13 protein-coding genes are annotated in these 19,792 nt (G+C 70.2%); 9 read left to right on the top strand and 4 right to left on the bottom strand.

What is annotated here, in order from left to right; all coding sequences use genetic code 11:
• Nucleotides 1-2: 2 nt before the first annotated feature.
• The 5 genes from POL67_RS11980 (at nucleotide 3) to POL67_RS12000 (ending at nucleotide 5,333) form a co-directional block, all read left to right on the top strand.
• Nucleotides 3-605 carry a hypothetical protein gene (locus POL67_RS11980; protein WP_271917403.1) on the top strand — a complete coding sequence of 201 codons (603 nt, stop codon included), beginning with the start codon at nucleotides 3-5 and terminating at the stop codon, nucleotides 603-605.
• Nucleotides 606-712: 107 nt separating this feature from the next.
• Complete coding sequence (locus POL67_RS11985) at nucleotides 713-1,957, top strand: oxygenase MpaB family protein (protein WP_271917404.1); 1,245 nt, start codon at nucleotides 713-715, stop codon at nucleotides 1,955-1,957.
• Nucleotides 1,947-3,431: a cyclic nucleotide-binding domain-containing protein gene (locus POL67_RS11990; RefSeq protein ID WP_271917405.1), complete on the top strand. Its 1,485-nt coding sequence runs from the start codon at nucleotides 1,947-1,949 to the stop codon at nucleotides 3,429-3,431. Before POL67_RS11985 ends, POL67_RS11990 begins: the two co-directional genes overlap by 11 nt.
• 2 nt (nucleotides 3,432-3,433) lie before the next feature.
• Entirely contained in the window at nucleotides 3,434-3,880 is a 447-nt protein-coding gene (locus POL67_RS11995) for a hypothetical protein (protein WP_271917406.1), read from the top strand.
• Nucleotides 3,881-4,835: 955 nt separating this feature from the next.
• Entirely contained in the window at nucleotides 4,836-5,333 is a 498-nt protein-coding gene (locus POL67_RS12000; RefSeq protein ID WP_271917407.1) for a hypothetical protein, read from the top strand.
• Between the two features lie 78 nt (nucleotides 5,334-5,411).
• Here POL67_RS12000 and POL67_RS12005 read toward each other — a convergent pair whose 3' ends face one another.
• On the bottom strand, nucleotides 5,412-6,815 hold the full coding sequence (locus tag POL67_RS12005) for a tetratricopeptide repeat protein (protein ID WP_271917408.1): 1,404 nt from the start codon (nucleotides 6,813-6,815) through the stop codon (nucleotides 5,412-5,414).
• Nucleotides 6,816-6,971: 156 nt separating this feature from the next.
• Nucleotides 6,972-7,505, bottom strand: coding sequence for a hypothetical protein (locus POL67_RS12010; protein ID WP_271917409.1), 534 nt, complete (start codon nucleotides 7,503-7,505; stop codon nucleotides 6,972-6,974).
• Here POL67_RS12010 and POL67_RS12015 point away from each other — a divergent pair.
• Both POL67_RS12015 and POL67_RS12020 read left to right on the top strand, forming a co-directional pair.
• On the top strand, nucleotides 7,494-10,049 hold the full coding sequence (locus POL67_RS12015) for a PD-(D/E)XK nuclease family protein (protein WP_271917410.1): 2,556 nt from the start codon (nucleotides 7,494-7,496) through the stop codon (nucleotides 10,047-10,049). The genes POL67_RS12010 and POL67_RS12015 overlap by 12 nt on opposite strands.
• Nucleotides 10,046-13,861 (top strand): UvrD-helicase domain-containing protein, encoded by a 3,816-nt coding sequence (locus POL67_RS12020; protein ID WP_271917411.1) that lies wholly within the window; start codon nucleotides 10,046-10,048, stop codon nucleotides 13,859-13,861. Before POL67_RS12015 ends, POL67_RS12020 begins: the two co-directional genes overlap by 4 nt.
• Before the next feature lie 342 nt (nucleotides 13,862-14,203).
• Here POL67_RS12020 and POL67_RS12025 read toward each other — a convergent pair whose 3' ends face one another.
• Complete coding sequence (locus POL67_RS12025; protein WP_271917412.1) at nucleotides 14,204-15,418, bottom strand: EAL domain-containing protein; 1,215 nt, start codon at nucleotides 15,416-15,418, stop codon at nucleotides 14,204-14,206.
• Between the two features lie 263 nt (nucleotides 15,419-15,681).
• Between POL67_RS12025 and POL67_RS12030 the strand changes: the two genes are divergently transcribed.
• Together POL67_RS12030 and POL67_RS12035 are read left to right on the top strand one after the other, a co-directional pair.
• Nucleotides 15,682-17,478, top strand: a complete 1,797-nt coding sequence (locus POL67_RS12030; RefSeq protein WP_271917413.1) for a phospholipase D-like domain-containing protein — start codon at nucleotides 15,682-15,684, stop codon at nucleotides 17,476-17,478.
• Nucleotides 17,479-17,527: 49 nt separating this feature from the next.
• The gene (locus POL67_RS12035) at nucleotides 17,528-18,190 is read left to right on the top strand and encodes a hypothetical protein (protein WP_271917414.1); all 663 of its coding nucleotides are present in this window, start codon (nucleotides 17,528-17,530) and stop codon (nucleotides 18,188-18,190) included.
• Between the two features lie 7 nt (nucleotides 18,191-18,197).
• Here the strand turns inward: POL67_RS12035 and POL67_RS12040 are convergent, their stop codons facing one another.
• Nucleotides 18,198-19,724: a DUF2330 domain-containing protein gene (locus POL67_RS12040; RefSeq protein ID WP_271917415.1), complete on the bottom strand. Its 1,527-nt coding sequence runs from the start codon at nucleotides 19,722-19,724 to the stop codon at nucleotides 18,198-18,200.
• Between the last annotated feature and the right edge of the window lie 68 nt (nucleotides 19,725-19,792).

A 19,792-nucleotide genomic window follows, 5' to 3' on the forward strand; every position in this document is an offset into this window, starting at 1 on the left:
GCATGCCCCCGGCAGGCCCCCCGAGAACCCACTCCAGTGCGGAAGACCACATCCGCTGGAGCAGGGGGGAGCTGCGCATCAAGGTCACGGACGACGTCGTCTACGAGCAGGTCAGCGGCTATCTCGAAAAAGAGGTAGTGAGTAAAATCACGCACCCCATCGACAAGCTGATCAGCCAGGGCGCGAAACCCGTCATCTTCAACGATTGGTGGGAGCTCAGCGGCTACGACTCCGACGCCCGCCTCAAGCTGACGGATTGGATCTTCTGGATCCGCGGCAAGATCGTCGGCAGCCACATCCTCGTCCGCTCGAAGATCGTCAGCATGGGCGTCTCGATCGCGAACCTCGCGCTCGGGGGAATGCTCACGGTCTACACCGATCGGCAGGAGTTCACGCTCGCGTACCATCGCGCCCTGCGGCAGAGCATGAAGCCGCCCCACACGTCTCCGTCCTCGGCGTCGAGCCCTGCCTCGATGGGGGCGCCCGCGTCCACGGCGACCCCGCCGGCCTCGCAGACCTCGACCGGGGTCGCCGCGTCGCCGAGCGGCTCCTCCCCGGGATCCTCGCACGACGAACCGGTGCGGCCTCCGCGCTCGATCCGCTGATACGCCGTGGGCGGCACGGGGGGTTGGGTGTCAAGAGGCAATGACGTGCCTTTGGGCATATCGTGGCGTCCGTCCGGCGTGGTAGGAGTCGGAGAGGAGAGGCGGCCATGAGCACCGACAGCCCCAGGCTGCACCCCGACATACCCGAAGGCGCGGCCGTGCCGCGTGTACCCGCGTGGTACGTCGATCGAACGGCGGCGCGCGCGCGTTTTGGCGAGGCCGTCGACTCGTTCGGCCCTTTCCTCATGCGCGGCGACCCGCCGGCCGACGAGCTCGTCGCCGTGTTGAACGATCTCCGCCCTGCGCAGGCGAACCGCATGCTCCAGCAGGCGCTCGACGAGGGCATCGCCAGCGTCCGCCGCCCGCCGCGCGCGTTCGTGCAGTTCTTCCGGCAGATCGACGAGATTCCGCTCTGGCTCGACTGGGACAAACTCGACCGCGGCGGCCGCGCCGTGTTACGCACCGGCCCGCTCGGCGCGGTTGTCCTCGCCTGCTACTCGCTCCCGCTCTCCTATGCCTCGCCGGATGGCAGTAAGCCCCTCACGGCCTCGGGCCGCCTCGTCCAGCGCGCTTCCCGCAGGCTCACCGAGACCGCGCGTTTCCTCGTGGAGACGTGCCGCCCGGGTGGCCTTCGCCGTGGCGCCGAGGGCTTCAAGATCACGATCCGCGTCCGGCTCATGCACGCCCAGGTGCGCAGGCTCCTGCTCCAGCGCAAATCCTGGCCCTACGAGCGCTGGGGCATCCCCGTGAACCAGGCGTACATGGCCGGGACGAACGTGCTCTTCTCGTCCGTCCTCATCGAGGGCCTGTCCAAGCTCGGTTACGAGGTCCCGCAGGCCGAGCGTGACGACATCGTCCAGCTCTGGCGTTACGGCGGCCTGCTCAGCGGCGTCGATTCGACGATCTGCGCGGCCACGGAGGCCGAGGGCCTCCGCCTCATCCGGCTGATCCATGCGGTGATGGATCCGCCCGACGACGACTCGCGCGCGCTCGTGAAGGCGCTCATGGAGGCGCCGCTCGAGCTCGCGAAGAACCCGGCGCAGAAGGCGGTGGCGCAGCGGCTCGTGGATCTGCTCTACGGTCTGTCGCGGCACCTCGTCGGCGAGGACCTGGCGGACGCGCTCGCGTATCCGCGCACGTCGTGGCGCCACGTCGCGCCGGTGCTCCGGGGGATGAACATGATGATGAACTCCTTCCAGCGCCGGGTGCCCGAGAGCCGCGACGCGCTCTATCGGTTTGGGCTCGAAGCTTGGGAGAGGGTCATCGAGAACGGCCTCGCCGGCATCCCGGCGGCGTTCGATTTCCGCAAGGCGACCGTGGGGGATCAGGGAGGTCCGACGCATGCTCCGTGACAAGCTGAGTTTCCTGGGGGATCAGGACATCGAACTCCTGCTCCGTTCGAGCCAGAGGCGGCACGTCGTGCGCGGTGAGACCATCGTCCGGGAGGGCCAGAGCCCCGAGGCGATCTTCCTCGTGCAAGAGGGCTTCATCTCGGTCCGCGCGGGCGGCGTCACCGTCGGCTACTTCGGCCCGGGCCAGATCCTCGGCGAGATCTCCTTCCTCGAACGACGCAGCGCGAGCGCCACCGTCGTCGCCGAGGGCGACGCCGTCCTGAACCGCATCGACAACGCCGACCTCGAGGCCCTCCTCTCCGCGCACCCCGACCTCGCGGCCCGCTTCTATCGCTCGCTCGCGGTGAGTTTGTCCCGCCGCGTGCGCGCCTTGAGCGGCAGCCTCACGAAGCTCCGCGGCCAGCGCTCGCACAAGGCGCGTTACGGCCAGCTCTCGGCGCGGCACGTCCCTTCGAGCCTGATCGACGGCCTCACGAGCGTCTTGCGTGAAGTCCAGCGTGTCGAGGAGTCGCTCGCGGCGCGCCGGATGGCGCCGGACGCGGCGGCGCGTGTGGTCGCATCTTCGTGTGATCGCGTGGTCGCCTTGCTCGAAGAGCACACCACGGAGAAGGCGCTGCTCGCGATCAGCGTCGACGACCTCCTCACGTTCCGGGACATCAGCCGCTTGCGCGAGGGTGTTGGCAGCTTCGTCTTCCGCATCTGCTTCGCGCTGCTCATGTCGAGCGCGACGATCGCGCGCCTCTACGACAAACCCGGCGGCGTCGCCGAGGACGACGGCACGCGCCGCGCGATCGCCGACGCGGATGCCGAGGGCGACGGCCTCATCGGTCCGCTCGTCGACCGGTGGTTCCTCGATCGGCCTGTCTGCCGGGCGCGCCGCGACAGCCGCAAGGCGATGGCCGCCGAGATCGTCCGTCGCGCCACCGAGCACGCGGGCCCTGGCGCGTTCCTGGTGACGAGCATCGGAAGCGGCGGCGGCGACGAGCTGCTCGACGCGATGGACGAGGCGGGCGAGGGCGTCCTCGCGGCGACGTGCATCGACCCGGATCCGGACGCGCTCCGCCGGGGCAACCACCTGGCTTCGGAGGCGGGCCACGCCTCGTCGATGACCTTCCTTTGCGCGGAGCCCTTGAGCCTCTCTGGCTCGGGCTCGGAGATCTTCCTCGGACCGCAGCACATGGTCTACGCGCTCTACTTCTTCGATTACCTCTCGGACGACGACGCGGTGGCGCTGCTCGACTGGATCTGGGGCCACCTCGCGCCTTCGGGGACGGCGGTATGGACGGCGCTCGGCCCGGACCTCACGGATTTGCCGATGATGGAGCACCTGCTCGAATGGGCCGTCGTTCCGCGCGACGCGCCGGCGATCCGCGCGCTCGTCTCGCGCTCGCGTTTTGGCCGCGCGGTCGAGGTCCAGCCGCTCGAAGGCTCTTCGCTCCACATGGTCACGTGCACGCGGGAGCCGGCTCCGTGACCATGATCCCGTCGAGTCGCGGCGGGCCCAAGGAGGTCTACCGCAACCCGTACATGGTCCTGCGGCACGACGTGACCCGAAAGCTCTTGATCGTGACCCGAACGAGCGTCCCGTACCCCAGCATCGAGACGTTGCGGGACACGTTCGTCGAAATGGAGACGGCGATCGGATACGTCTCGCGGCCGCGGACGATGTTGCTCATCGACGCGCGCCCGGCGCCTCCGCGAAACGACCCTGATTTCGAGGCGGAGTTCGGGCGATTGCGGAAGCACTTCTTGCGGGAATTCCAGAAGATCGCGACGCTGGTGCAGACGGCGGTGGGGATCCTGCAGGTGACGCGGCAGGTGCGCGCGGACGAGCGGCCGACGGGGGTGTTCACGGACCCGGGCGAGGCGCTGGCGTACCTCGGGGTGGTGCTGGAGCCGGAGCGGATCGACGTGCGGGGGTAGGGTGAGGGGGCGGGGGTGGGAGAGTGCGTTCGGTCGGGCTCTCCAGCTGCGGTCTCCTGGGGGGTTCGGTGCTTCTCGTCGCACCGCGGCGGGTTGACGGAGTTCGAACGCAGCCTGACGTGTCGACGGCCCCCGGGTTTGCACGAGACGGGCAGCTTCCCGGACCTGCTCGGAGGGGGTGGGCTCGGGGGTGCGAGCTGGTCAGACCTGCTCGGAGGAGGGGGCTCGGGGGTGTTCGAGCAGGTCCGAGAAGCTCGTACGGGGCACAGGACGCTACCTCCGAGCAACGCCGATCTGCTCGGAAGACCTGAGCCCCGCCCCGTCGAGCAGGTCTGACCAGCTCGGCGTAGGGGGGGCGCGGCTGTTCGAGCAGGTCCGAGAAGCTCACGCAGGCACGTTCCTGCCCGTGCACGTTGATCCGATGCTCTGGCTCGTGGCCTCGGGCGGGGGCGCGACGCTGCTCGGATGTCGTCGCTGGTGGCGGCGGGTGGTGCTGCGGGCATGTCGGAGAAGCCCGGCGGTCCCGGGGGGTGGCAGGCGGCGCAGGGTCGAGGTGCTACGGGATGGCGGGCGTCGGGTAAACGGCCAGGTGCACATTCCGCCCATCGTGAGACCGGGATGGCATGTGGGAGATGGTACGCCCATTGCGATGCATCCGCGAGGACGCACCTCGCATCCGCAATGGAGAGGCGTGGTGCATGGACTCCGCCACGAGGAAGGAAACATGAAAATGCATGATGGGCCGACCTCTCGAAGGGCATCCGCCACCAGGACGCCGATCCACGCACCGGTCGGGTACGCCGCGTCTCTCGCGGTCGCGTCCCTCGTGGCCATGCTCGGCGCTTGTGGAGGGGAAGGCGGCGCATCGGAGGCCGAGGATCCAGACACGAGCGAGGATACGGGCCCGTCTGGAGCGCTGCTCGTGAGATGCTTGTCGGGCGCGCCGGACGCGACGTTGAGCCTCCTCGCCGGTGATACCCTGAAAACCTCGACGAGCGCGGGCCCGTCCTACAACACCGGCCTGGTGGGCGCCATCCTCGGCTGCAACAGCTATGTCGTCGATGTCTCCGTGCCCTCGACCAGCACGCCGCCGCTCGACTATGACCGGTCCTTTCAATTTCATGCCGAGAAGTCGACGTCGATCCGTGAAGAGCTGTGCAATCTGGCGGAGATGCAGTTCCGCGTGTACGCGTGGAGCATCCTCGTCGGGGAGTGGGTGTTCGTCGGCGGCGGAGTCAAGCAAGGCACGTGGTATCCGAACGGTCCCCTCACGAGCCAGGAGTGCAGGTTTTCTCCGAAGCCGGAGGCCTATACCGAGTTTGTCAACCACTTCGATCCGCCGTTGGCTGGAACGAACCGCTACCGCATTCTGAGCTCGGTGATGCTCCCCGACGGGTTCTTCTCGGAGGTTCGCGTCAGCGTGCAGCGCGAACGCACGATAATCCCTGACTGAGGAGCGGAAGCTCCTAGGGCGTCGCAACAAGGGCGACGAGGGGTTTCACGTGCGCCGTCCTCTCCCGGCACGCGCTCCTCATTCGCCGGCCCCCTCCCCCGACGTCTCCTCCTGCGTCCGCGCGAGCTTCGCCTTGATCTCCTCCGTCTCGGCATTGAGCTTGGCCGTCGCCGCCTCCATCAGCCGCACGGCCCACCCGAGCAGCCGCTCGATCTCCCCGACGTCGAGGCCCTCTGCGCCGGCTGCTTTCTCGCGAAGCGCGATATCGGCCAGCTTGCGCACCGTCGGCAAGAGCACCGGATCGTCGGGGCCGGCGACATGAGGCTCGAGCAGCCGCAAGAGCCACGTCGAAAGCTCCTTCGCGCGTGGGAGGTTCCCCTCCGCGAGCCGTGCCTCCGCCGCGCGGTCGAGCACCACCTGGAGGCGCAGGCTCTCTTTGCCGAACTCCTTCTCCGCGATCGAAAGCGCCTCTTCGTAGAGCGCCGCCGCGCGCGCGTGCTCTCCGCGTTTCGTCGCGACCTCCGCGAGATGGACCGTCGCCACCACGCAATGGGTGCTCTCGGGGGGGTAGTGCGCCGCATAGACGTCGCGCATGCGCTCGAACGTCTTTTCGGCGGCGTCGTAATCGTCCAGCGCGAGGTACGCTTTCCCGAGCTCGTCCAGCACGACGACGAGGGCCAGGTCCTTCGGCGCGTACACTTTCTCGTACATCTCGAGCGCACCCTCGAGCGGCCTTTCGGCGTGCTCCGGCTTCTCCTCGGCGAGCGCGGCGCGCCCGTAACGCAGGAGCGCCTCCCCCATTTTTCGCGGGTCGCCGTCGAGCGCGCGGGCCGTGATGTCGACGGCGAGCCGGTAGCTCTTGCGCGCCTCCTCGTGATCGTTCATCGCGACGAAGATGTCGCCTATCCGGAGCGTGTCCGCATAGACGTCCGCGGCGTGCGTGGTGAGGTGCTCGCCTCGGATCTGGAACGCCGCGAGCGCGGCGTCCGAGGCGCTGCCGAGCTCGCCGCGCTCGAGCTCGATGTCGGCGAGGAGCGCGAGGGACGAGGCCACCTCGAGGTGCTCTTCCCCGAGGATCTTGCGCTTGATTTCGAGGGCCTTCGTCGCGGCGCGGCGGGCCTTGTCGAGCTCGCCGGCATGGCTGAGCAGCCGGGCGAGGTCGGAGAGCGCCTGGAGGGGCTTTTCGAGCGCGGCAGGGTCTTCGGCGCTACGAAGCATGCGGGCGTCGAGGAGGCGCTCGAGCAGGCCCAGGGCGGGGGCCCATTGTGCGAGCTTGGAATAATGCGTGAGCGCCGTGGTGGCGGCGGCGAGGGTGTCGGGGTGAAACGCGCCGAGGTGCTGGTCGCGAATCTCGAAGAGCCGTTCCGCGAGCGGAGCGGCGAGCTCGGGCCGGTCTTCGGCAATGGCTGCGCGGAGCTGCACGTCGAGCTGCCAGGCTTCGAGCTCGGTCGCCTCGTCGCGGGGTGTGTCGCAGTCGGCCATGGCGAGGGAGGATACCGGTCGGGTCGGCCGGGGAAGAAGTGAAAAGTGTACCTGCCACGCGCCTGAGGGTGCGTGAGACAACCACCACCCCGCACCCCCAGCCTTGGCAAACCTCGCACCCCCAGCCTTGGCAAACCCCCACCCCCATCCCCCGTTTCACCCGCCCGACGCCTCCCCCGGGGAAACCTCTTGCCGCGCGATCCCCCCCCTGCCAAAAAGGCGCGCCTGTTTCTCGCGCCCACCGATCGCCACGTCGAGCTCGCTCTTGCTGCGCCGGGCCAAGCTGCTCGTGGCGCCAGGACCTTGCGCGCCTTCGTGCAGGGCGCCCTTGCCATGGTCGAGCCGGATTGTGGCCTCGCTTCGAGCGCCGTCACCCGCCTCGTCTCCCGCGTCGCCCTCGAAGCCGGCCCCGTTGCCGGCGTCGATCTCCCCGACGCACCCGCCGAGCGCGTCGCGTTTGCCGACGTCGTCGACCTTGCGCTGGGCCGCCTCCGGCGCGCGGGCGTTCGGCCGGACCACCTTTTCCAGGCCGAGGGCCCCCAGGCCGCGCTCCTCGCCGAGGTCATGCGCCGGGCCGACGAAATCCTCGCGAACAAAAGCCTCGTCGACCCGCGCAGCGCCGGGTTCGTCCTGTCCCGCGCCCTCCGACGGGGCCCTTGTGACGCCCTCCTCCAGGAAATGTCGGCCCACGACGTCACCGTCTCCGGCCTCGTCTCCTTCGAGGCCGACGACCTCTCCTGGCTGGAGGCCTTGCACGCCCGCGCACGCGAGGCCGGCGGCCGTGGCCTCGTCGTCGAGATGCCGCTTTTCTCGGGCGAATCCCTGTTCGAACCGACCGACCTCGACGAAGAGGCCGTCGGCTCTGTCGCCACCGTCCTCGAAAAACGCTGGTCCGAGCTCGCGTTTGGCCCCTCCCTCGATTGGAGCCCCCTCCGCGACGGCGCCGCCTCCCTCGTATTGCGCGCCGCGGGCCCCGAGGGCGAAGCGCGCGCCGTCGCGGCCGAGGTCCTCAGCGCGCTCGGCAGCGGCGTCCCGCCCGAATCCATTGCGATCGTCGTCCCCGCGCTCGACGACGGCACCCTCGATCCGCTCCGCGCCGCCCTCTCCGACGCGCGCATTCCTTTTCACGAGCCGCGGGGCCCCTCGGCCGACGCTTCGCCCGAGGGCCGCGCCGCGCTCGGCCTCTTTGCGCTCGCGTCCGGGCCCGTCACCCGGGAACGGGTCATCGATATCCTCCGCGCGCCCGGGCTTCATTCCGGTATCTGGGTCTCCGAGCGCGCCGAGCGCGACGCCGAGGCGAAGGCCGCATTGCTCGCGCACAGGTTGCGCGACGTTCCGGTCGAGGTCGATCGGACTGGCACGCTGCTCGTCGAGAATCTCCGCGCGGTCATCGAAGCCGCGGGCGATACGGACGAGGCCTGGATGCCGGATGCGCTCACGCGCATGCTGGAGAGCATCGTCCTTCTCGCGGGCGGAAAGACCCGGGCCGAGATTGCGGCGAGGTTTGGCGCGCTTTGCGACAAGCTCGATCTCGGCCGGCCCTCGATGGGCGAGCTCGGCGCGGCGCTCCGGGTCGAGGCGCTCCGCGGCCGATCCCTCGCGCTCCGGGCCATTGGCGAGGGCCAAGCCGCGGTGCGCGCCATTCGTGACGCGACACGCGCCGTCGTCGAAGCGGCGGCCATGCTCGGCCTCGAAGATACGCCGTCCCGCGTCGAAGAGCTTTATGCCGAGGTGCGTCGGGCGAGCGCGACGCAGGGTCGATCCGACGGCGGCGGCAGCCGGGCCAGCGCCGTTCGGATTGCGCGGCCTTCCGAGCTTTGTGGGATCCAGTACGACGTCCTCCTCGTGACCGGGCTCGGGCCGGGTGGCTATGGGCCGGAGTCGGACGGCGGGCTCATCGACGAGCGCCTCTGGTCCACGCTGCCGGCCTCGGCCCGGCCGCCGACGGCGCGCGAGCGGGATCGCATACGCCGCGCCGAACTCGCCTGGGCCATGGGCGGGGCGCGGCGTGTCGTGCTCTCGTACAGCACCACCGACGACGAGGCGGCCCCGCACCCGACCGTCACGCGCGCGCTTCGATCGAAGATCACCGAGCGCGTCGAGCCCTCGTCGCGTGTGTCGCGGGCGGCCTCGCGGATCGATCCACGCGGCGCCGAGCTCGTCGCGCTCTCGGCGGGCTCGCTCCCGGCGCCGCTCATCGCGGATCGTGTCTCCATCGAGCGGGCGCGTCTTGCGTACTTTCTGGATCCGCGTGCGGACGCGGGGCCCTTCACGGGCCGGATCGACACGGCCGATCCCGAGCTCGCCGCGCACCTCCGCGCGTGCGTGGGCGGGGACGCGCCTGGGCGGCCGATCGCGGTCACGCACATCGAGAAGGCCGCGGGCTGCGCGTTCGCAGGGTTTGCCCGGCGCGTGTGGCGCACGCGTCGCCAGGAGGACGCGCTCGAAGCGGCCGATCCACGCGAGCGCGGCACGCAGGTCCACGCGGCCACGGCGGCGGCGTTCGAGGCGGCGTGGGAGGCGGGTGGGCGGGCGAACCGCAGGAAGGCGCTCGAAGCGGCGCGCGACGCGGCGATGCGCGCGGTCGGCGCGGACAAGGAGGCGGCGCCGCTCCGGCGTGAGCTCTTGATCGCGGCCGTCGACGTCGCGCTTGGCTTCGTCGCGCATGGCCTCGACGAGCAAGGGTATTCCTTCGCGCTTGCTGAACAACCGTTCGGCCCCTCGGTCGCGGCGCCCTGGGACGCGCTCCCGATCGCGCCGATGCCGGGGGAAGGGGAGGGGGACCAGGCGCCGGGGGCGTCGGTCTTCGTCGAGGGCAAGATCGATCGCGTGGATCGGGGCGACGGCGGCAAGAGCGCGGCGCGCGTGGTCGACTACAAGACGGGGCAGATCCCGAGCAAGAGCGAACAGGGAACGCTGCACCTGCAACTACCGCTGTATGCCGCGGCCGTGGCGCGGGCGACGGGCGCCGACGAGGTGCAGGCGTTTTATCTCGGCGCAGACAAACGTGGCGAGATCAAGGCCTCACCGTCGAAGGAGCCGGACCGACGCGCCATCGCGGACAAGCGCATCGACGCCGAGCGTACGGCCCGCAAGGTGGTGCTTTCGCTCTGGGACGGACGGATCGAGCCGCGGCCCGTGAAGGGAGATCTCTGCGATCGGTGTGACGCGCGGGACGTCTGCCGCAGGCCGGCCGTGGTGCCGGGCGAGGCGGACGAGGAGGGCGGCGGATGAGCCTCACGCTTCCGTCCGAAGACGCGCTCCTCTACGCCTTCCGCCGCAACATCGTCGTCGCCGCGAGCGCGGGCACCGGCAAGACGTACCGGCTCACGGCGCTCTACGTGCTCCTCACGCTCGGGCTCACCTCGATGGGCCGGGCCGAAGGTGACAAGCCTGCCGAACCGATCCCGCCCGAGCGGATTGTTGCGACGACCTTTTCGCGCGCCGCAGCGCAGGAGATCGCGACCCGCGTGCAAGCGGCGCTCTCCGACATCGCGGCGTGGGACGAGCAAGGACCCGAGCCCAAGCTCGCCGGCCTCATCGCGGCGCGCCGATCGATCCTCGCCGACCCCCCTTCCATCGCCGAGATCAAGCGCCGCGCGGCGGACGCGCTCGGACGATCCGCGGGCGCGCGCATCGACACGTTGCATGGCCTCGCGCAGCAGATCGTCCGGACGCATGCGCTCGCGCTCGGCGTGGATCCGCAGGCGCGCGTGGTCGAGGAGGACGAGGCGCAGGCGCTCGCGGATCTCGCGGTGGACGAAGCGCTCTCGGCCGCGCTCTCGGCCGGCGGCGACCGAGCCGAAGCGGCGCGCGCGCTCGTCGCCGCCGCGAACGGCGTGTGGGGCGCGCGCAAGCAGGTCGCGAGCCTCTGCGACCGCCTCGACGAAGAAGGCCTCTTGCCCTCGGAGCTCCTGCTCGCCGAACACGAAGGCGGCGCGCGCTCCCTCCGCGCCTCGCTCGACTCCATCGTCGCCACGTGTGTCGCGGGCGGACAACGCACCAAGGACGCCGCGATGGTCCTCGCGCGCGTCCTCGCGCAGACGAGCCCCGGCGAGCTCTTCCCGGCCGTGGCCGAAGAGCCGCTCCGCGAGCTCTTCGCCGTCGCCATGCGCGGCAAGACGAGCGACGCCGACAAGGAGTTCGCCGCCTTCCGCGAGGAGCTGCCCGGCGACAGCAACGCCGACCGCGCCGCGGGCCTGCTCGCCCTCCTCCGCGAGGCCCCCGCGCTCTCCGTGCGCGAGCGCGGCATCGTCGCCCTGCTCGAAGACGCGCGCACCCGCCTCGGCGCGCTCCGCCGCAAGGAAGGCCTCCTGAGCTTCGGCGACATGCTCCGCATGGCCCGCGACGGCCTCCGTGATCGCCCCGAGATCGCCGCGCAGGTCCGCGCTTCCATCGACGCGCTCCTCGTCGACGAGTTCCAGGACACGAGCCGCGCGCAACGCGACATCGTCTACCTCCTCCGCGAGCGCGAGGACAGCGACCGCCCGCAGGGACGCGCGCCCATCGCGGAAAACCTCGTCGGACACGGCCTCTTCCTCGTCGGCGACCGCAAGCAATCCATCTACGGCTTCCGCGGCGCCGACGTCGCCGTCTTCTCGCGCATCACGGGCGAGCTCTGCGGCCCCTTCGCCCGCGAAGCCCTCGCCCTCGCGCCCGAGATCTGCGCCGCCGAGGACAGCGCCGACCTCGTCGCGCTCCGCGAGAGCCGACGCAGCGGCGGAAAAATCCTCGACTTCGTCAACGCGTTTTCCGCCCACGATTTCCACGCACCAGGCGACGCGCATCCGCGTGACTTCGAGGTCGTCTACGGCCCCGCCGATCGCCTCGTCCCCGTCGCGGAAGCCGCAGGCACGGGCGAGGTCGTGCTCGTCGACGACGACGGCGCCTCCCCGCCCGACGCCGAGCCCGTCGTCCGCGGCGCCACGCGCTCCATGCGCGAAGCGTTCGTCGCCGCGGCCTTCACCGCGCGGTACGTCCGCAGCGGCGAGGGCTCCTTCCGCGACATCGCAATCCTCGCGCGTCGTCGCAAGACACTCCCGCTCCTCGAGCTCGCGCTCGCCCGCATCGACATCCCGCACATCGTCGCGGGCCGCGCCCTCTTCGACACCGCCGAGGTCCGCGACGTCGCCGCGGTCCTTCGCCTCCTCGTCGATCGACGCGACCGCCTCGCGCTCGCCACGGTCCTGCGCGGCCCTGCGGTCGGTTTGTCCGACGCCGCGCTCGCGTGGCTGGGCACGCCGAAAACCGGTTTGTCGTTGCCCCTCGAACGATCGGACGCCATGCGCCTGCTCCCGAGCTTGCCCGCGTGGGAAAAGCTCGGGCCCGCAGATCGCACGCGCCTCGAAGACTTCGTCCGCCGCTTCGTCGAGCTGCGCCGCGCGGCCTTGCGCTTGCACCCGGGCGAGGCGATCCGCGCGTCCGTCGCGGCCTTCGACCTCGACCGTGTCTTCGCCTCCATGCCTCGCCCCGAGATGCGCATCGGCCACGTCGATCGCCTCCTCGGCGTGGCGCGGCGCCGCGGCGGCTCGCTCCCCGGCTTCGTCCGCTGGCTCGATCGCCGCATGCGGGACGACTCCGACGAGCGTGACGACACCACGTTCGCCGAGGAGGAAGACGCCGTCCGCCTCATGACGATCCACGCGAGCAAGGGCCTCGACTTCCCCGTCGTGATCGTCCTCGACCTCGACGCGGGCGTCGCGCCGCGGCCCTCGGGCATCCAGATCGCCTCCCTCGGCGGCCCCAAGCCCACGCTCATCCTGCGGCACCACGCCTCGCGTCCGGATCCGCTCTCCGACGTGATGCTCTCGCGGCTCGAACGAGGCGAGCGGCCCGTGCTCGACGCGCTCCGCACGGAGGCCCAAGCGAAAGCGGACGAGCTTGCACGCGCGCGTGAGCTCGCCGAGCGGCAGCGGCTCACCTACGTCGCGATGACGCGTCCGAAGCGCGCGCTCGTCCTCATCGGCGTGCCCGATCCGCCCGAAGGATCCCGCAAGCGCGCGAAGGGTGGCTCCGCGTTCGAGTCCCTGAAAGACGGCCTCACGAAGGCCACGATCAAGGACGCGATCACCCGCCGCGAGCAGGCCTCGGCCCTCCTCGCCGATCCGCATGCGCAGCCCCGCGAGGCGCGCCATGGAGCCGTCTCCCCGACGGGCCCTGCGCCGCCCTGGCCCGAGCGCCCGCCGACCCGCACGATCTCCATCGCCACGACCCCGCTCTCGCTCTTCCAGGGCTGCGCGCGCCGCTTCCGCCTGCGCCAGCTCATGGGCTTCGACGAGCCGATCAGCACCGGCTACGTCGACCTGCCCGGCGATCCCGCGGCCGAAGCTGTGGAGATCGACACCGAAGCCGACCTCGATCCGCGCACCCGCGGCCTCGCGGCCCACGGCGTCCTCGAACGCTGGCCGCGCGAAGCCTTTGGCCGCACCGTCGACGTCGCCGACGTCCGCCGTCGTCTCGCGCTCGCCGGCCTCCGCCCCGAGGTGCCCGAGGCCGCACGTATCGCCGAAGGCATCGCGGCGTTCCTCGATGGCCCCTACACCCGATCGATCCGTGATCAGGGCCTGCGCATGCTCCGCGAAGAACCGTTCGTCCTCACGATCGGCCTCTCCCCAGCGCCCGACGGCTCCCCACGCGCGCTCGGCCTTCGTGGCGCCGTCGACTTCGTCGTCTTCCGCCCCGACGGCACCGTCGACGTCATCGACTACAAGCTTTCACGTCCGCGCTCGGACCTCTCGGTCTACGCCTTCCAGCTCCACGCCTACGCGCTCAGCATGCACCGCCGCGAGCCCGAGCGACGCATCCGCGCAGGCGTCGTCTTCCTCGCAGGCTCCTCCCCCGAGCCCATCTTCCTCGCGTCGGACGGCGCGGACGGAACCATCACGAACGCAGAACACGACCGCTTCGCAAACGAGCTCAAGACCCTCGGCGAGCGCTTCGCCGAGGCACGCTGGGCCGACCGCTTCGACGCTGTCCCTCTCGATCGATGCCGCAAGCTCCACTGCGGCTTCGTCGGCGCCTGCTACGGACCCGAAAGCACGCTCTGACGGGGCGCGCTGCGCGCTCCGATCGGTGTCTGCAACGCGTGCAAACGGCAGAGCGCACGTTCGAGACCCGTGTGCAACGCGTGCAGACGGCAGAACGAACGTTCGTAGACCCGCGTGCAACGCGTGCAGACGGCACCACGTATGTTCGAAGACCCGTTTGCAACGCGTGCAGACGGCACCACGCATGTTCGAAGACCCGTTTGCAACGCGTGCAGACGGCACCACGCACGTTCGAAGACCCGTTTGCAACGCGTGTACGCGGGGTCGGGTACGCTGGGATCCGCGTTTGCAACGCGTGCACGCGGGATCGGGTGCGCTGCGATGCCCTCCGGCGAGGCGAGGCTAGAACTCCCCGTCCGCGACCGCCCGCATCAACACCTGCACCGTCACGATGCCCAGGTACCGCCCCTGGTGCTCGACGATCACCGGATCGTACACACGCGACTCGTCCCGCGACGTCGCAAGCCGCAGCGCGACCGGCAGCGCCGTCGCCTCGTCCACGCGCAAGGGATGCGGATCCATCAGCGCCACGATCGGGCTGCCACCACGACGTGTATGCGCGAGCTCGTCGAGCAGCCGCTCCCGCGTCGCCAGCCCGAGCACGTGCCCCTCACAGTCCACCACGGGCAGCGCGGTATACGCCGTCGATCGTCGGAGCAAGCCCGCGACCTCGCCCGCGGGTGTCCCCGGCAGCACCGACGCATGCGAGCCGCGGAGCGCGCTGATCGTGCGCGGCGGCGGGCTCGATTGGCCATCGCGCTCCGCCTGTTTTGCCGCGCGCCGCACGAGATCCTTCACGGGCGGCGGAAGCGGGCCGAGCTCCGGCGCGGGCCGCGCGAGCAGATACCCCTGACCAAGCTCCACGCCGCACGCGAGCAGCGCCTGCAGATCGTGTTCGTCCTCGATGCCCTCGGCGATCACCTGGATCCCCGCGCGTCGACCGAAGTCCGCGAGCGATCGCACGAGGTGCGCGCGCAGCGGATCCTCCGCGAGGTGCCGCACGATCGCCTTGTCGAGCTTCAAGAAATGCGGCCGCACGCGCACGAGCGCCGTGAGCGACGCGTACCCCGCGCCCACGTCGTCGAGCGCGATCCGAAACCCTTGGCTCGCGTAGTGCCGCACGATCCGCTCCAGCCGATCGCTGTCGAGCACCGCCCCCGACTCCGTCAGCTCCAGGACGATTCGTGTCGGCGCGACTCCATGCTCTTCCAGAAGGCGCCGCGTGAACCCCGCGCTGAACGCCGGATCGTCGATCACGCGCGGATCGACGTTCAGGAAAAACACGCCTTCGGATCCCACGCGCGCGAGCGTCTCGATCCCGATCTCGCGAAAGCGCCGATCGACGGCCACGAGCCTTCCGTGCGAGTGCGCCATCTCCAGGAGCGCCTGCGGCCCGGAAACACCACGCGCGTGTGCCTCCGACGCACCCGGGCCGAGGCGCCCGAGCACTTCGCGCCCCATCACCTCGCCCGTGCCGAGATCCACGATCGGCTGGAAAGCCACGTGCAGGTGTTCACTGACGAGCAGATCGTCGAGCCACGTGGGGGCCGTCGCCACCGCGCCCGACCCTGGGGGGATTGTCCCTGGGGGAATCGTCCCGAGGGCTTCGTCCCTCGTCGCCGACGGCGCTTCTGCGCGGTGCTCCCCTGCCTTCATCGGTAGGTCGATCCTCCGGTCTCCACATACTACCGGTTTTTTTCGGGACGGTAGCAATCCCGTTTCTTGCGAACGTACGTACGCAGTCATTCGTGGTTTCGCTCGCGTACGCACGCTTTCGAGTCTGCCCGCCTGGTACTAGGGCCTTCCTTAGGGGAGGGCGTATGCCGAGGGAACGGGCCGAGCTCGAAGTCCTGGTCACGACGCCTCACGGCGCGCCTGTCCAGGGGGCATCCGTGCGTCTCCTCGGGCCGGGCGGGGCCGTGGTGGGGCAGGAGATCACGCCGGGGCGGTTTCGCGTCCTCTTGCCGCGACGCGGCGATTACGAGCTCATCGTGGAGCCCGGGGCCTCGCCGTTCGATCTGCGCCCGCTCCGCACCACGCTTTTCCTGACACCCGGGAAATGCGGCAACGTCGTCGCCGCGATGAGCGGCCTCGAAGGCGTGCGCTCCCGCGTCGAGCGCGTCGATTGCGCGCCAGGTCGCAGCGTCGCCCACGTCGTCCTCGATTACGTCTGGTTTTCCCACCTCGGAACTCCCCCGACGCTCGGCAATCGCGTGGACGTGCTCGTCGACGGGGAAGACGGCTGGCGCGCGGTGGCCGAGGCGATGCTCGCGGCGCGCCGCTCGATTCGTGTCACCACGTGGGTCTACGAGCCCGAGCTCGAGCTCTTGCGCCCCGACCCGCTCGCGGAGCCGGCCGAGCGCGAGGCCTACACCATCCAGCGCATCCTCGAATCCCGGGCCCGCGCGTCCGTCCTCGTGCAGCTCCTCCTCTGGGACCCGCCCGTGTTACCCATTCCCGGCGAGGCGCGCCGCGTCGCGCTCACCGCCGGGGATGGATTCGAGGTCCTCACCGAGAAAAACCCCACGGAGCGCCCGATCTTCGGCGAGCGGTATCCGCTCGGCAACCGCCTCCTCGGCGAGGTGCAGATCGGCTCGTTTCACCAGAAGACCGTGGTCGTCGACGGCCGCATCGGGTTTTGCGGCGGCATGAACATGCGCCAGAACGACTGGGACACCCGCCACCACCGCCTCTTCGAGCCCGGCCGGTGCCGCTTCACGCGGCCGAGCGCCTACCGCGCCCGCGTAAAAGACGGGCTTTGCGCCGCCGACCATCCGCCGCGCCACGATTTCGTCGCGCGGATCGAGGGGCCGAGCGTCGCCCACCTCGAAGAGAACTTCCGGGAGCGGTGGAATCGCCTCCTCGAACGCGGCGCGCCGCACGCCGAGCGCTCCACGTTCGTCCCGCCGCCCGATCCCGCCGTGCTCCCCGAAGCGCCCGGACGCTCGGCCGTGCAGGTCGTCCGCACCATGCCCGCGCCACACGCCGAGCGCGGCATCCTCGACGCCTACCTGCGCGCCATCGCCGCCGCCCGCCGCCTCCTTTACATCGAGGATCAATACTTTCGATCCACCTACGTGAGCGAGGCGATCGTCGAAGCGGCTCGGAAAAACCCGCGCCTCTCGGTCCTCGTCCTCACGAGCGAGGCGCAGGCGAACCACCCGCTCACCGGCGCCTGGAGCCACACCTGCTTCGAGCGCATCCGCGAGGCGCTCCCCGATTTCGAGCTTTACGCGCTTCGCTGCGCGGGCCGCGACGGCCGTGGCAAACGCCGCGTCCAGGAGATCGACCATCACGGAAAACTGCTCCTCGTCGACGACGTCTTCGTCATGGTGGGGAGCTGCAACGTGAACGACCGCGGCTTCGAATACGAGGGCGAGTGCAACGTGGCCATCGTCGATCCGGCCTTCGCCGCGACGCTCCGCCTCGGCCTCTTCCGCGATTACCTCGGCGGCGATCCGCGCCTCGGAAAGGACCTCGAGCGCGACGTCGAGGTTTTCCGCGAGCACGCCGCGCGAAATGCCAAGGGCCCGCCCGACGGCGATCCACACCCGTACCTCGTCCCGTTCACCCCGCGGCCCCGTCGCTCGCAGATCTTCGACCGCAGCGTCTTCTGACCTCATCCCGCTTGACGGCTGCGCCCCGCTCCGATGTTCTCTTGCGGCCATGCAGATCGACCGCTCCCGGTTTCTCCTCCTCACCGCAACCATGGCCTCCGGCGCGTGCGGCGGCGCAGCGCAACCCGGGGCCGGTGGGGATCCCGTCGTCGCGGCGCCGGTCGTCACGTTGCCCGAGGAGGAGAAACCCGCCGGCGCGGCCGCACTCCCGCCGGGCCAGCCGGCCGTGGCCGAGCCGAGCGAGGGAATCCGCGCGACGCTCGAAGGGCCCGGGTCCGCGTCTGCGGAGGAGCCTTCCTTGTGCGACGACGGCGGCACGGCGCCGAAGGGATGCAACACCCTGCGCGCGCCGGGGCCTCAATGCGAGAGCTTCACGGACACCCGCGACATGTGCGGCAAGCTCGCGCATGGGCTCAAGCCGAGCGTGGCCGAGAAGGCGGTCGATTGTCTGCTCGCGAAGAGCGGCAAGCAATCGATCTGCAGCTTCGACGCCGCGAACCAGTGCGGGATGTCCGCCGTGCGCAAGGCGTCGTGCGTCGAGCCCTCCACGCAATCGGCGTGCGCGCCGGCCGTCAAGGCTTGCGGCGGGCGGCTCACGACGAAGGATTGCCAGGCGTTGCTCTCGGCCGTGACCAGCAAGAACCGCCAGAACATGATCGCCTGCGTCACCGAGGGCTGCTCGATCGATTATTGTATGTATTCGGTGGAGTAGCGCAACGTCAGGCGGGCAGGGGGGAACGAGCGCCGCGCAGGCGCCGCCGCGCGAGGGCGAGGACGCCCGCGCCGAGCGTCGAGAGGACCACGACGAACGTCCCGCGATCCTTGTTGGATCCAGAGCCGCTGCCCGGCAGCACGACCACGCCGGACGGGCAGATCGTGTCCACGTTCTTCGACGAACGCGCCCGGATCTCGTGCTCCACCTCGACCTGGAGCTCCGACGGCTCGAGCTCGAGGTCCTTCGCGAGCGCCGCGCGCGGCAGCTTCGCTTCGAGCCGCGTCAGCCAAACGTCCGCCGGGTGCAGGCCATTCAGCGCCGTCGCGACGTCGTCCATCGTCGAATCGACGAGCTCGTCGCTCTCGCCGCATTCGAAGACCCGCGCGTCGATCTCCCCCGCGCCAATCTCGCCGCAGGACGGATCGTTCGAGGGTTTGCCCGCCGGACACGGATCCACGACCATCCGGGTATCACTCGCGAACGTGTTGAAATTCATGATGCACGTCTGGTCGGTCGTCTCCTGGTTCAGCACGCCCTGGCCGATGTATCCCTCCGCGATCGTATTGGCCGTGCGGGAGGGGAACCCGAATTCGTCGACCGCCAGGGTGAGCTGCGCCTGCCCCCGCACCGCGCCCTGGATCGGCGCGAGCAGCGCTCTCTGCTTGGCGAACGTCGTGAGCCACGTGGCCCCGCCGTTCGCCGCGAGCGTCGCTTCCCGCAGCGTCGCGTAGTTCGAGGCGTTCGTCGCGAAATCCCACGAGACGAGGCTCTCGGGGACGAGCGCATTCTCGAAATTCTTCGCGCCCCAGCGCCCCTCGGTGATCAGGAACAACGTGATGTCCACGTTCGCGCCCGTCCCCACGGCCACCATGCGCAGCGGCAAGGTCGGGCTGATGCCGGTTTGCACCACGCGGATCGGCTTCATGTCGCTCACACCTTTCTCCGGCTGCAGCCGGAGCGCGATGAAATCGAACCCCTCCGCGACGTACGTGTCGATGACCGGCGCCGTCTCCTCGGGGATCACGTAGCCCGCGATCGTCAGCCAATCGTCGAGCGCGCCCGGCGTTTGCGTGCTCAGCGTCACGGTCTCGTACGGGCCCACCGTGCCGCGGTGCACCACGTTCACGCCCCCGCCCGGTCCGAGCTCGCCCCCGCTCCCCGCGGCGGAATCGAACTGCGTGCACCCGCAATCGAAATCGGGGCCATTGTTGCAACTGATCGGCGGCGCGAACACCGTGGTCGACGTCGCCGCGTCGAGCGTCTCGAACCAGGCGTCGGTGGAGAGCTCGACGACCGCGCCGGGCTTCACGGGCAGGATCCAGCCCCAGTCCTTGGGGTCGCCGTTGTACCGAATCTGATCCCATAACACCGTTTGCTTCGGCGAGATCGAGAGCGCCATTCGGTGCGCGTTCACGATGGTGTTCACCATGGGCGGCACGACGCAGCCGCCACACGCGTGGGCGTCGCTCGGCGCGAGGAGCGCAGCGAGCGGCGCGCCGAGCAAGAGGGTCGCAAGCAAGGATGTCTTCATGAAGGTCTCCCATCACGCCGGCAGAATCGCGGCGCGGGGCCATCGTATCCCAAGTCGCGCCCCTGGAT

It is taken from the genome of Polyangium mundeleinium, assembly GCF_028369105.1.
GTDB classification, from domain to species: Bacteria; Myxococcota_A; Polyangia; order Polyangiales; family Polyangiaceae; genus Polyangium; species Polyangium mundeleinium.